Origin of the sequence: Polaribacter marinus (assembly GCF_022662535.1) — a bacterium.
In the GTDB taxonomy this organism is placed as follows: Bacteria; Bacteroidota; Bacteroidia; order Flavobacteriales; family Flavobacteriaceae; genus Polaribacter; species Polaribacter marinus.
The window spans coordinates 1-13,418 of sequence record NZ_JAKQYM010000006.1; the positions used below are offsets into that span (position 1 = coordinate 1).

Here is a 13,418-nt window from a genome sequence, read left to right on the forward strand (position 1 = left end):
CTTTTCTTGTTAATATTAATTTTAAATGTAATTAATTCTAACAAAGTATTTAACACTTGACAAACATAGGATGACAAGAAACTATAATGAAATTGCAGGATTTTAACCTTTAAATTGATAATATTTTTATGAATGATAATTATAAAATTTTAGCTGTTTTTGACTATTCGACAGAAGCATATGTTACCAAATCAAAATTAGATTCAGAAGGTTTTCAAACCCTATTAATGGATGAAAAAACTATAGATACCGATCCTTTAGTAAGTAATGCAATTGGTGGTGTAAAATTGTTGGTTCATAAAAACGATTTTGATAAAGCTGCCGTAATTTATAATGAAATTAGAACGTATCAAAAAGATAAAAATGGGAATGCTATTTCTTGCCCTGCTTGCAATTCTACTCGAATTTTAGTTGCACCTGCACAAAGAAAAAATGTGTTTTATATGTTGTTTCCTTTTTTTGAAAAAACAAAGCACATTTGTAATGATTGCAAAACAATATTTTAATACCGAAAGTTTACAAAAAAGTTCTAATTTGCACACAAATGAAAACATCTAAAACACTTACTTTTTTTACACCCAAAGCATCTTCTGGTAATGGAGCTGTTTTTGTAGATACAGGGATTTCTGCTGGTTTTCCTTCACCTGCAGACGATTTTAGAGAAACTAGAATTTCTTTAGATGACGAGCTTATACATAATAAAGACGCTACATTCTTCGCAAAAGTAAAAGGACAATCTATGATTGATGCAGGTTTAGATGACAATGATTTGTTGGTTATTGACAGAAGTTTAGAACCTGCCAACAATAAAATTGCTGTTTGTTTTTTAGATGGAGAATTTACTGTAAAACGCCTTCGTGTAGAAAAAAATGAGGTTTGGTTACAACCAGAAAACCCTAATTATCCTATTATAAACATTACAGAAGAGAATGATTTTATGATTTGGGGAATTGTAACAAGCGTGATTAAAAAAGTGTAAACTTTTATGTTTAGTGATTAATATATAATTTTAAAGAAATTAGTGCTTTTTTAGTGCTATTTTTTTTTATCTAAAATTAAAATTATTATCATTCTTAAATATTTTATTATTGTTTTTCGATAATTTTAATATACATTTGTTAAAATATTTAAAATAAAAAACATGAAATTTAAAACAGTATTGTATTTAGTACTCTTGTCAATAATATTAAGTAGTTGTGCATCTTATAAAATAAATAAAACCCTTAAACAAGGAAATATCGTTCAAAAAGACTTTAAAATTAAGGTCCCTTTTGAATACCGTAAAGGACTTATTATCCTTAAAGTAACTATCGAAAATAAAATATATGACTTTATACTAGACACAGGAGCTTCTAACGTGCTTTCAAAAGAATTAGCAGAGAAACTTAACGTTGTGCCTTTAGGAAGTGAAAACATAACTGATATCCATAAAACTAGCCAACTACTTAACTATACTAAAATAGATGATATTGAAATAGGAGGGATTCATTTTAAAGAAACTATTGCGGCTATTTCAGATTTTAATAGTGGCGAACTTGCCTGTTTAAATGCCGATGGCTTTATTGGTTCTAATTTGATGCGATTTGCTGTTTGGGACTTCGATTTTGAAAATCAAATAATTACGATAACAGATGATGAACAGAAATTGAATATTCCTGCGAAAGCTATTGTATCAAAAATGTTTATTGGCACAGCATCTAGTGAACCATCAATAATTACTCAAATAAATGGAGATAGAGTATTAAATAATTTGATTGATTTAGGGAATAATGGAAACGCACATTTATCTTATACTACTTTTTTAAAGCAAAAGAAATCTAAAAAAATAACTAAGTATATAAAAGGTTCAGGATATTCAGGTATAGGAATGTTTGGAAAAGGCGAGAAGAAAAACGAGTATTCTGCAAAAATTGACAAAATAAAAATTGGGGGCCATATTATAACTGACAAAATAATGGTGGTTAAAGATGGTAAAACAAACCTCGGAATTTCATTTTTTAAAAATTCTAGATTGATTTTAAATTGGAAAGCAAAAAAGGTCAAAATGGTTCCAAAAAGCACTTCTTATAACACAGAATTAAACCAGTTTGGATTCAACTCTAATTTTAATGGAAATAAGGTAATTGTAGATTTTATATATAATGATAGTCAAGCATCAAAAGTATTACAATTTGGAGACCAAATTTTACAGATAAACAATATTGATTACACCAACATCACTAATGAAAATAAGTGTGATTATTTTTACAATGCTTTGATACCAAAAGATACTGATCAAATAGTAATTAAAGTATTAAGAAATGGTCAAGAACTTGAATTCAGTTTAGAAAAAGTAAAATTATTGTAACTCTCTTAAGTTTATTTAATAAATTTATGCGTTTTAGAAAAAATAAAACTTTATGAAAAAATTCATTTACATCTGCGCGAACTCTTTTTTTTACATGTTTAGTACTTTTTTTTTGTTTGTGTTTTTATTTTCAATTTTATCATTATTTGAAAAGTATGAATTTTTTGACGCTCCTTTTGTAGATATTTTAGAGAATGACATAGATGGTTTTAATGTCAAAATTAGTATTCCTTTTATAGAAGGAATTGTTAAGTATCAGTTTTCATATACGATTATTTTCATGTGGCTTTGGCTATTATTCTATGCAATATTTTTTTATGTGCTAAAAGATTTTTTTAAAATTTTTATAGACAATGAACTGTTTACGGCAAAACATTTAAATAAACTTAAAATATTCTTTAGATTGAATTTTATTCCAATAATTTTAAATATCGGTAGTATCGTTATGGGCTGGATAGAAAATAAAAAGGTTAGTTTTGAAGAAGAATATTTTTTTGTTTTTATCCATACTTGTATCGCGATTATAATTTATACATATATTGATATTTTTAAGAAAGGACAAAGACTACAAGAAGAAAACGACTTAACAATATAATATGGCAATCATCGTAAATTTAGACGTAATGCTTGCCAAACGTAAAATGCGAAGCAAAGAATTGGCAGAAATTATTGGCATTACAACCGCAAACTTATCGGTTTTAAAATCAGGAAAAGCAAAGGCAATTCGGTTTTCTACTTTAGAAGCAATTTGCAAAGCATTAGATTGTCAGCCTGCAGATATTTTAGAATACAAACAAGATTAAAACATTTAATAAAAAACAACAAATTATGAAATCACTTATTACAACATTATTACTACTGGTTACTTTTACTATTTCTTCACAAGAAATACCTTTTAAAGTAAAAGATGCTCTAAAAAATGATGATGCAAAAGCTTTAAAGAAAGAATTAAATAAAGAATTAAATAAAGAATTAAATAAAGAGAATATTAATAACTGTTATAAAGCAGGAAACTCTAATTATTCTTTTTTAATTTTAGCAATAAAATTAAATGCTAAAGATTGTTTTAATTTACTTATAAATAAAAAAGCCGATTTAGATAAAGATTGTAATGGTAAAGCACCTTTAATTTATACAGCAAAGTACAATCGATTAGAAATGGCTAAAAAGCTTATAAAAAAAGGAGCAAACCCAAAACAAAATTATAGAGGAAGAACAGCTTTAGATTACGCTAAAAAGTATCAGAAAAAAGAAATGGTAGATTACTTTTCTAACTTGTAAATATTTAATTTAAACAAAAAAAATCCGAATTTATAATTCGGATTTTTTTATATCATAATTTTAAAAATATAAATTTTTATCGATTCATTGGCTTATCCATATTCATATATAAAATATCCACATCTGTAGCTTCTGCACCTAATAAATATTTACTAAAGTGATCTGCTCTTAACCAAAAAGAATATTCTGTCATACTACCAAAACCATGTCTTTGCCCTGGCATAATCATATATTTAAAACGTTTGTGTGCTTTAATCAATTCATTTGCCATTCTTATGGTACCTGCCGGATTTACATTATTATCCATATCACCATGAATTAACATTAAGTGTCCTTTTAAGTTTTTTGCCAAAGATTGATTCACATCAATTTTATATTTATAAGAAATTTTTCCTTTCTCATCTATTTCTTCTTTTACTCCATGATGCGTTTCACTCCACCAAGAATTATACACCGTATTATCATGATTTCCTGCGGATGAAACTGCTGCTTTAAAGAAATCTGGATACACTAACATTGCTGCTGTAGACATAAAACCACCACCTGAATGACCGTAAATTCCTACTTTTTCTATATCGATAAACTTGTGTTTATTTGCCAATTGTTGCGCCACATATTTTTTATCCGCCAAACCATAATCACGTAAATTTCCGTAACCATAGTTATGATACCATTTAGATCTATCTGGATGTCCACCTCTATTTCCTAAGGTTATTACCACAAAACCAACTTGTGCCATTCTATCTAAACGATCCATTCTATAAGAAAAAGCTTTGTTTACTGCTTCTGTTTGCGGACCTGGATACACATATTCTAATAAAGGATACACCTTTGTAGAGTCCATATCAAAAGGCTTGTACATCACTCCGTAAATGTCTGTAATTCCATCATCTGCTTTTACTTTAAAAGTTTCTGGAAATTGATATCCTGATGCAAATAATTGCGATAAATCTGCTGTTTCTAAATCCATTACTTTACGTCCGTTAGCATCTCTAACTTCCGATTTTGGTACTGTATTTACTCTAGAGTAATTGCTAACAAAATACTTGTTAGAATCTGACATACTTGTACTTGTCGTAAAATCTCCAGGATTTAACGTTTTTAATCCTGTTCCATTTAAGTTAATTTTATAAGAATGAGCATAATAAGGATCTTGTTCTTTGTTTACGCCGTTTGCTGTAAAATACAGTGTTCTTGTTTTTTCATCTAACCCTTCAAAATTAGCCACATGGTAATCGCCTTCTGTTACTTGGTTTTTCAAGTTTCCATCCGTATCATATAAATAAAAATGTGCCCAACCATCTCGTTCTGCCCAATGCAACATTTCTGTTTCATTATTAAACAAAACTAACGGACGAGATTCTATATAGGTATTAAAACGTTCTTCAATTAAGGTTTTATATTCTCCGGTATTAATATCAGCAACATTAATATCGTATTTTTTACGATCTCTAGAAATGACACTGAAATACACTTTTCCTTTTTTTGATAAAAGTAAAGAAGGTCTAAAATCATCATCTCTACTAGATTGTTTTCTAGGTGCTCTAAAAACAGAAATACTCTGTTGTTTAATAGTATCTAAAGGTACTTTTACATGGGTTTTTGTAGGAATATCAAAAATTAATAATTCTGATTTATAATATTCTTGTTCTCCAGGCATGTGATATTTATAGGTTTCTAACCTTGGTCTACCATTTTTTGTAGAATTAATTACCCATAAATCTTTAATATGTCTAGAATCTGACTTTTGAAAAACAAACTTTTTAGAATCGTGAGACCAAGTTCCCCAAACCCCTTTTCTTTTGTCTTTATTTTTTTCTTTATCAACATTGTCTTCTCTAGAACCTCCTCCATAGCCGTAATTTTCTTCACCATCTTTGGTCCATTGGTTTTCTACAACTGTACTATCTTTTTCGTTTTTGATAAACTTTTTAAAGTTTAGTTTATCCATCCAATACAAATTGTAGTTTTTAGAATATAGCACTATAGAACTGTCTGGAGCCACATTTGCCCAACGTTTCCATGGTTCTTTTTCTTTCTTTTTGTTATCAATAATCGTTAAACCATTTCCTCCTAATCTATATTCTAAATGGTAAACTTTCTTTTCCATTTTAGGTTTTTTCGATTTTGATTTTTTTGATTTTTTATCTGATGAATCCTTTTTTGTAATTTCTTTTTTATCATCAACAACAGCAACCTCTTCTGTAGATGTTACTCTAAAACGAATGGCATTTTCTGCTTTATTAAACTTAAAACTAAAACGCGGTAAGTGTTTTGCATCATAAGGGTCTTTAGTAATTTCTGTTAACCATTTTGCCATTTTTACATTATCAAAAAGAGTTTTTTTGGTTTTTCTATCTAAATCTACTAAGTAATAGTTAGATCCTTCAGAAGTTTTATAAGAATACCAAAAACGATTTCCTTTTTTTAACCAATGAGGGCTTACTGATGTTGAGTGCACCATTTTTGCCAAATTTTTTGGCGAATATTTGGCAGCAGCTCTGTAATTTGGTCTAGGTGTTTCTTGTGAAAATGCTGTGTTAGCAACAAAAAGTAGCACAAAAAGTAAAGTAAAGTTTTTCATGTGTATAAGTTTGAATAAATTATAAGAAGCTAAAGTTCTTTAAAACAAACTACATGGCAAATTTTAAATCTTTTTTTGGTAAAACATTAACAGTTTTTAACATTAATTCAAATTGCGCTTTTCAATAAAAAAACGCGTTAATAACTGAGAACATTCTTTTTCTAAAATGCCTGCTTCTATTTTTGTTTTTGGGTGTAACGTAGTCTTTAAATTAACAAAACCTCTTTCTGGTTCTGAAGCCCCATACACAATCTTCCCAATTTGAGTCCAATAACTTGCGCCAGCACACATTTGACAAGGTTCTAATGTTACATATAAAATACAATCTTTTAAATATTTGCCTCCTAAAAAATCTGCTGCTGCTGTAAACGCTTGCATTTCTGCATGCGCAGTAACATCATTTAATGTTTCTGTTAAATTATGTGCTCTTGCTATGATTTTATCTTTAAAGACAATAATAGCGCCTACAGGTACTTCGCCTTTATCAAAAGCAGATTCGGCCTCTTGCAAGGCTTTTTTCATGAAATAAGTATCGTCAAAAGGTTGTATCATATCCTTAAAATTAAATCGCTTTTTTATTTTTAAATGTTTTAACAATTCCCATTATTACAAAAACAATTGCTATTATTCGAAACCAAAAACCTAAATTATATTCATTAGAAGTTAATATGTTTAAAATAATAAGAATACAACTTACTATCAATAAAACTATATTTTTATTTTTCATAATAACTATTCTTTTTACAAATCAATATTACAAAAAGTTAAATTGTATTTTTGTATTCGAATGAAGAATTTGTTAGATAACATATCAACTCCACAAGATTTACGAAAACTAAATCCAGCGCAATTACCCCAAGTTGCAAAAGAATTACGGGAATTTATTATTGATATTATAGCAACAAAAGAAGGGCACTTAGGCGCTAGTTTAGGCGTTGTAGAATTGACGATTGCAATCCATTACTTATTTGATACTCCAAATGATTTATTGATTTGGGATGTTGGGCATCAGGCATATGGCCATAAAATTTTAACAGGAAGAAAAGACGTTTTTCATACCAATAGACAATTTGGAGGGGTTGCTGGGTTTCCATCAAGAAAAGAAAGTAAATTTGATGCTTTTGGAGTTGGGCATTCCTCTACCTCTATTTCTGCAGCATTAGGAATGGCAATTGCATCCAACTTAAAAGGAGCAACAGAAAAACATCATATTGCAGTTATTGGAGATGCTTCTATAGCAAGCGGAATGGCTTTTGAAGCTTTGAATCACGCAGGGGTTTCTAAGGCCAACTTATTGATTGTTTTAAATGATAATGCTATTGGAATTGACCCGTCTGTTGGGGCTTTAAAAGAATATTTAACTAAGGTTAAAACAGATAAAAGACTTGCTGCTCAAAACAATATTATAAAAGCTTTAAATTTTGATTATTCCGGACCAATTGACGGTCATAACTTACCAAAATTACTTTCAGAATTAGAACGATTAAAATCTGTAAAAGGCCCCAAATTTTTACATATAATTACAACTAAAGGAAAAGGCTTACAAAAAGCAGAAGAAGATCAAGTAACATATCATGCTCCCGGAAAATTTGACAAAATTTCTGGAGAAAGAATTCCGAAAGAAGAAAATTTATTTACCAAGTATCAAGATGTATTTGGCAAAACAATTGTAGAGTTAGCAAAACAAAATGAGAAAATTGTAGCCATTACACCTGCAATGTTAACAGGCAGTTCGTTAAAATTAATGCTGCAAGAGTTTCCTAAAAGAACTTTTGATGTAGGTATTGCAGAACAGCATGCTGTAACTTTAGCTGCTGGTATGGCAACCCAAGGATTAATACCATTTTGCACTATTTATTCTACCTTTTTACAACGTGCTTTTGATCAAGTAATTCACGATGTTGCTTTGCAAAATTTACCCGTCGTTTTTTGTTTAGATAGAGCTGGTTTGGTGGGGGAAGATGGAGCAACGCATCATGGAGTTTTTGATTTGGCTTATTTAAGGATCATTCCTAATTTAATCATTTTTGCTCCAAGAAATGAAATAGAATTGCGTAATATTTTATACACTGCTCAATTGGGATTAAAAAATCCAATTGCCATTCGTTATCCAAGAGGTAAAGGAACTATTCATAATTGGCAACAAACTTTACAAAAAATAGAAATTGGTAAAGGAATTTGTTTACAAAAAGGAAATAAAACAGCTGTTTTATCTATAGGAACCATTGCTAAAAATGTTTCTGATGCATTAGAATTGATTGAAGATTCATCTAGTTTTTCTCATTATGATATGCGTTTTGTAAAACCTTTAGATGAACAATTATTACATACTATTTTCGAAAAACATCAAACAATAATTACTGTTGAAGATGGTGTTATAAAGGGTGGGTTTGGCTCTTCTATTTTAGAATTTGCGGCAAAAAACAATTCTCCTCATCAAATAAAATCATTAGGAATTCCTGATGAATTTATTGAGCACGGAGCGATTGAAAAACTACAACACAAAATTGGTTTAGATGCTAATAGTTTAGCCAATCTATTTGAATTTTTCTCATAAAAAAAAGACATCAAAGACGTCTTTTTTTTATGAGAAATTAAAGTAACCTTTATTCTATCACAATCTTTTGAGAAGCTTTTTGGTTGTTTTCATCAATTAAATTAACAATATAAACACCTGAACTTAAATTTACAGAAACCTCTTGCTTTTTAATTATATTAAAATCTAAATTAGATTGATATACTTTTTTTCCTGAAAGATCAAAAATATGTATTTTCATTTTTCCTAATTCATTTTTTCCTAAAACTGTAAAGTTTCCATTAGAAATCGTAGGATAAATCGTAAACACTTCGCTTCCTTTTATTACTTCATCTACAGAAGCAACCTCAGCTGAGAATTGTCCAGAAAAAACACCTCTACCATAAGTAGCTGCAAAAACAGCATTGTCATCTCTTAAGTCTAAATCCATTACCTTAACGTTATTCATCCCGTTATTAGATTGTACCCAAATTGGAGCTTCATCATTAAAATTAGCTGTTCTCCAAATACCTAACTCAGTACCAATTATTACTTCTTGTGTATTTAAAGGATTTTGTAAAATTGCTTTTACAGGAATGTCTGGTAAGTTTCCTTCTTTAGAAGACCAGCTTTCTCCTGCATCATCAGTATACCAAATGCTTTTTACTCCATAATTATGCATTGTAACAAAAATTTCATCTTCACTTGTTCCAAATTCTATATCAGAAATAGAACCTAAAAACTCTGCTCCTGTTATTTCTGACCAAACAGGAGTCCCATTGGCGTCTTCAATTTTTAAAAGCTTTCCACTTTTTAAACCTGCAAATAATTTTGATGATGCTGTTGTGTAAGGAGAAACTTTCATTGCAGAAGGAGCATTGTCTAACAAAGCATTTGTTAAACTTGTTTTATCTACAGAGCTTGATTTAATGTTTTTATATCTTCTTATCGCATATCCTTCTGTATTGGAGTAATTTGAATATAAAATATCTAAATTAGAATCTAATTCTTCTTGATTGATAAAATCTCCATTAGTTGTTGTTTCTGAATTAATTGTAACTTCAGAACCACTTCCTAAATCATAAAGCATAATACTTGCATTATATACATAATTTGAAATATAGTATTGGTCTGTTCCATCTTGGTCAAAGAAACTATAAGCACCATCTCCACCTTGAGCCTCAACAGAACTATTAACACCAGCTCCTACATTTTCAAAAAGCTGAGTTCCATTATCTTGAGCACCAGCAATATAATTGTCTCCCGGTAATGCGGTTGTTGGAGCAACACCTACTGAATAAAATTGTAGCGTATTATACCCTTTATTTCTAGCCTCTATATCAGATCCACCGTCATCAGAAAAATACACTCCACCATCATTAGAAAACACCATTTTATCTGATGATGTTGTAGAAAATGCCAATCCATGTTGATCTGCATGTACTATAGGTGTTGTTAACATTAATGCTAATAAATTGTTATTAGACCATTTAGATATTTGAGAAAACAAAAAGCCACTAGTAGTACTTTTAAATAGATCTATTCCTCCTATATAAATATTACTATCATCATTTGGATCTACTCTTAATAATAAATCATAAAAAGATTGACCTCTAGTAAAATCATTGTATGATATATCAATATCGTTATCATTAGGAAGCACAATTGTTGAAACACTATCAAAACCATTGGTTGTTTTGTACATTCCTACAGGAGCATCTGTTGCAGCAACAACGGCTAATTGAGCTAAGACGTATATTTTATCAGCATCTGTTTTAGAACAAGCAATTTCTGTTCTTAACCCACTAGGAACTATGTGTTTTACTTCAAAAACAGTAGCATTTGCATCTGTAGATTGTAAAATAACACCACCACCTTCACCAAGAATGTCTGATGTTGTGGAAATATAAACAGAGTTGTCTGCCGCTATTTTTATATTGTTAGGATTATACTCATTTCCTGAAGCATTTTTAGGAATATTTAATTGAGTAAAGTTAACACCGTCTACAGATTTATACACTCCTTTATCGTTTATACCAAATAAACTTGCACCCGCTCCATAATATGCTTCTGTAGCCGCAACATAAACTTCAGAAACACCTCCGTTATCTCTAACAACAATATCATTTACATGCTGAATACCATTAGAAACTACATAATTAGAACCCGCATCTCTAGATCCAGAAAGTTTTACGTTAACCACACTACTACCAAGAGCAGCAATAATGCTATTTCCAACTTCTTGAGAAACCATAACGGTTGGTATGGTTAAAGTTAAATCATCTCCTGCTTGGTTGATTGGATACCCTGCTTGATTATTTACAATAACAACTGCAATTGCTCCTGCTGTTTGAGCATTAGCAACTTTATCTTGAAAACCACAAGTTCCTCTTTTAATAACTGCTATTTTTCCATTTATAGCTGCTCCATTAATTAATGACGTACATCCATCCTCGGTTGGAGCGGTATCATCTTCTGCTAAAACTAAATCTGCAACAATATCTGAAACCAGATCTACGCCAATAGCCGTTGAAAGAGCAGCACTATATTCGCCTGCTAAACTTGCAGGTGAGTTGATTGTTATTTTTGCATTTGACTCAAAAAGAGCATCTCCTATTACACCACCAAAAACTTTGCCCCAAGTGGTACCTCCATCTGTTGATTTCCAAACTCCAGTTCCGTTGACATCACCACTAACATACGATTCACCTGTACCTACATACCAAATCATTGAATCGTTTGGATCTATAGCAATACAAGAAATGGCTAAGTTTTCAGGAATATCTACATGTGTCCAAGTAGAATTTTCATCAGAAATGTTTGTGTTTTTCCAAAGACCACCACTAACACCACCAGCATAAACTGTTTCTTGGGTTGCGTCATTAGGATCAAAAATAACTGCTCTTGTTCTACCTCCAACATTATTTGGCCCTCTTTCTTCCCATGCATTATCGTTAGCATCTCCAGGTACTCTTTGAGTTTCTCTAATTTGCGCTAATTCTTCTTGAAGAGTAAAAACATTTTCTCTATGAGTTCTTCCTGTATAAGGATTAATTTCATTTAAATATTCTTGATCAAAAAAAGCATTAGGTGGTAAACCCTGCGCTCTTCTTTCTTTTTTCGATAAATTTTTTGTTTTGTTATACGGATGATTTTTTAAAATCTCTGCATGTTGTTTTCTTATTAATTCTATATCATTTTTGGAAGTAGAATTAAAGTAAAATAGCCCAACCCCTACAATTGATGCTATTAAAAAAAGTGCCTTTTTTTTCATTTTTATTTGATAATAATTAGTTAAAATGTGTTAAAATATGTTAAAATATTATCAAAAGTAGGTATTAAAATGTGTTTTTAGCAATATTTCCTGAAATCTTTTTATGCATTCTAATTGCATAACTATCTGACATCCCCGAAACATAGCTACAAACCTTCAAAATTCTATTATATAAATTGTTTGTTTCTGTTTGATACTCTCTAGGTAATAAATTAAGGACTAATTTATCAAAATTAGAAGCAGTACCCTCAAAGTTATTATTTAAAGCATCTACAAATACATCTAATAAATCGGCTATGATTCTATAACCTGCCACTTCTTTTTCAATAACATCGGTACTTCTGTAAATTTTATCAACACTAATTTTTATAATATCATTAATTTGTGCTTCATACTTGCATTTCTCTAATAATGATTTGTTAAAAGTTCCGTTTAAAATTGCTTCTTCATTTGCTAAGAAAATAGTTACAGCTTCATTAATTAAAACGCCAATAGCTAAAGCTCTTAAATAACCCACTCTGTCTGTTTTGTGTTGTAGTGAGTGATATTTTTTGCTATCAATAGTATCTTTAACCAATTTAATCATGTATTCTAAAGCGAATTCTTCATCGATTAACCCAAGATTTATTCCATCTTCAAAATCGATAATTGTGTAGCAAATATCATCTGCAGCTTCTACTAAATAAGCTAATGGATGTCTATAAAAAGAAATATTATCTGAAGATTTTTGCAGCATACCAAGATCGTTAACAACATCTAAAAACTCCTCTTTTTCTGATTGAAAAAAACCATATTTTTTATCTGCAATATGATTTGTTGGTTTTTTAGGAAGGCTTTCTTTTGGGTATTTTAAAAAGGCCCCTAAAGTGGCATAGCTTAAACGCAAACCACCAGGAATTGCCATTCTAGATTCTGTTAAAATTTTAAATCCGTTGGCATTTCCTTCAAAATCTATTAAATCTTGATATTCTTTTAACGATAATTGATCTTTGTATTTTGCGCCATTTCCTGATTTAAAATACTCACCAATAGCTTTTTCTCCTGAATGTCCAAAAGGTGGATTTCCAATATCATGTGTTACAGAAGCTGCGGCTACAATAGCTCCAAAATCGTTAAAAGTATATCCTAATTTTGCTAAATTTGGATGACGTTCTAGCAACACTTTCCCTACACTTCTACCCAAAGTTCTACCAACAACAGAAACTTCTAAACTATGTGTTAAGCGCGTGTGAACAAAATCGGTTTCAGATAAAGGAATTACCTGTGTTTTGTCTTGTAAGCTTCTAAATGCAGATGAAAATATAATTCTATCAAAATCTACTTCAAAACCCAAACGAGTTTCATCTTGTGCTGCTCTTAGTCTTTTTTCTGTATCACCAAAGCGTTTTAAAGAAAGGAGTTGTTCCCAGTTCATTGT

The 13,418-nt window shown here is 30.2% G+C and carries 11 protein-coding genes; 7 read left to right on the forward strand and 4 right to left on the reverse strand.

Annotated features, from left to right (window positions below; translation table 11 throughout):
- Positions 1–128 precede the first annotated feature (128 nt).
- The 6 genes from MC378_RS09095 (at position 129) to MC378_RS09120 (ending at position 3,628) form a co-directional block, all read left to right on the forward strand.
- Positions 129–506 carry a DUF2007 domain-containing protein gene (locus tag MC378_RS09095; protein ID WP_242178448.1) on the forward strand — a complete coding sequence of 126 codons (378 nt, stop codon included), beginning with the start codon at positions 129–131 and terminating at the stop codon, positions 504–506.
- 38 nt (positions 507–544) lie between these two features.
- Positions 545–979, forward strand: a complete 435-nt coding sequence (locus MC378_RS09100; protein ID WP_242178449.1) for a LexA family protein — start codon at positions 545–547, stop codon at positions 977–979.
- 162 nt (positions 980–1,141) lie between these two features.
- Positions 1,142–2,347, forward strand: a complete 1,206-nt coding sequence (locus MC378_RS09105; RefSeq protein WP_242178450.1) for an aspartyl protease family protein — start codon at positions 1,142–1,144, stop codon at positions 2,345–2,347.
- Positions 2,348–2,399: 52 nt separating this feature from the next.
- Positions 2,400–2,942, forward strand: a complete 543-nt coding sequence (locus MC378_RS09110; protein ID WP_242178451.1) for a DUF2975 domain-containing protein — start codon at positions 2,400–2,402, stop codon at positions 2,940–2,942.
- Between the two features lies 1 nt (position 2,943).
- On the forward strand, positions 2,944–3,150 hold the full coding sequence (locus tag MC378_RS09115) for a helix-turn-helix domain-containing protein (protein ID WP_242178452.1): 207 nt from the start codon (positions 2,944–2,946) through the stop codon (positions 3,148–3,150).
- Between the two features lie 25 nt (positions 3,151–3,175).
- Positions 3,176–3,628, forward strand: coding sequence for an ankyrin repeat domain-containing protein (locus MC378_RS09120; protein ID WP_242178453.1), 453 nt, complete (start codon positions 3,176–3,178; stop codon positions 3,626–3,628).
- Between the two features lie 76 nt (positions 3,629–3,704).
- On the opposite strand, the gene MC378_RS09125 is transcribed toward MC378_RS09120, so the two are convergent.
- Positions 3,705–6,212, reverse strand: coding sequence for a S9 family peptidase (locus MC378_RS09125; RefSeq protein ID WP_242178454.1), 2,508 nt, complete (start codon positions 6,210–6,212; stop codon positions 3,705–3,707).
- A gap of 102 nt (positions 6,213–6,314) precedes the next feature.
- On the reverse strand, positions 6,315–6,764 hold the full coding sequence (locus MC378_RS09130; protein WP_242178455.1) for a nucleoside deaminase: 450 nt from the start codon (positions 6,762–6,764) through the stop codon (positions 6,315–6,317).
- A gap of 235 nt (positions 6,765–6,999) precedes the next feature.
- On the opposite strand from MC378_RS09130, the gene dxs reads away from it, so the two are divergent.
- Entirely contained in the window at positions 7,000–8,769 is a 1,770-nt protein-coding gene (dxs, locus tag MC378_RS09135) for a 1-deoxy-D-xylulose-5-phosphate synthase (protein WP_242178456.1), read from the forward strand.
- A gap of 49 nt (positions 8,770–8,818) precedes the next feature.
- Here dxs and MC378_RS09140 read toward each other — a convergent pair whose 3' ends face one another.
- Both MC378_RS09140 and MC378_RS09145 read right to left on the reverse strand, forming a co-directional pair.
- On the reverse strand, positions 8,819–12,001 hold the full coding sequence (locus MC378_RS09140; protein WP_242178457.1) for a PA domain-containing protein: 3,183 nt from the start codon (positions 11,999–12,001) through the stop codon (positions 8,819–8,821).
- Between the two features lie 64 nt (positions 12,002–12,065).
- Complete coding sequence (locus tag MC378_RS09145) at positions 12,066–13,415, reverse strand: deoxyguanosinetriphosphate triphosphohydrolase (RefSeq protein WP_242178458.1); 1,350 nt, start codon at positions 13,413–13,415, stop codon at positions 12,066–12,068.
- Between the last annotated feature and the right edge of the window lie 3 nt (positions 13,416–13,418).

Bases quoted from the DNA above. Each gene is read 5' to 3' on its own strand.
- MC378_RS09100 (WP_242178449.1), top strand. From the start codon at position 545: ATGAAAACATCTAAAACACTTACTTTTTTTACACCCAAAGCATCTTCT.
- MC378_RS09145 (WP_242178458.1), bottom strand. From the start codon at position 13,415: ATGAACTGGGAACAACTCCTTTCTTTAAAACGCTTTGGTGATACAGAA.
- MC378_RS09130 (WP_242178455.1), bottom strand. From the start codon at position 6,764: ATGATACAACCTTTTGACGATACTTATTTCATGAAAAAAGCCTTGCAA.
- MC378_RS09105 (WP_242178450.1), top strand. From the start codon at position 1,142: ATGAAATTTAAAACAGTATTGTATTTAGTACTCTTGTCAATAATATTA.
- MC378_RS09140 (WP_242178457.1), bottom strand. From the start codon at position 12,001: ATGAAAAAAAAGGCACTTTTTTTAATAGCATCAATTGTAGGGGTTGGG.
- MC378_RS09120 (WP_242178453.1), top strand. From the start codon at position 3,176: ATGAAATCACTTATTACAACATTATTACTACTGGTTACTTTTACTATT.
- MC378_RS09125 (WP_242178454.1), bottom strand. From the start codon at position 6,212: ATGAAAAACTTTACTTTACTTTTTGTGCTACTTTTTGTTGCTAACACA.
- MC378_RS09115 (WP_242178452.1), top strand. From the start codon at position 2,944: ATGGCAATCATCGTAAATTTAGACGTAATGCTTGCCAAACGTAAAATG.
- MC378_RS09110 (WP_242178451.1), top strand. From the start codon at position 2,400: ATGAAAAAATTCATTTACATCTGCGCGAACTCTTTTTTTTACATGTTT.
- MC378_RS09095 (WP_242178448.1), top strand. From the start codon at position 129: ATGAATGATAATTATAAAATTTTAGCTGTTTTTGACTATTCGACAGAA.
- dxs (WP_242178456.1), top strand. From the start codon at position 7,000: ATGAAGAATTTGTTAGATAACATATCAACTCCACAAGATTTACGAAAA.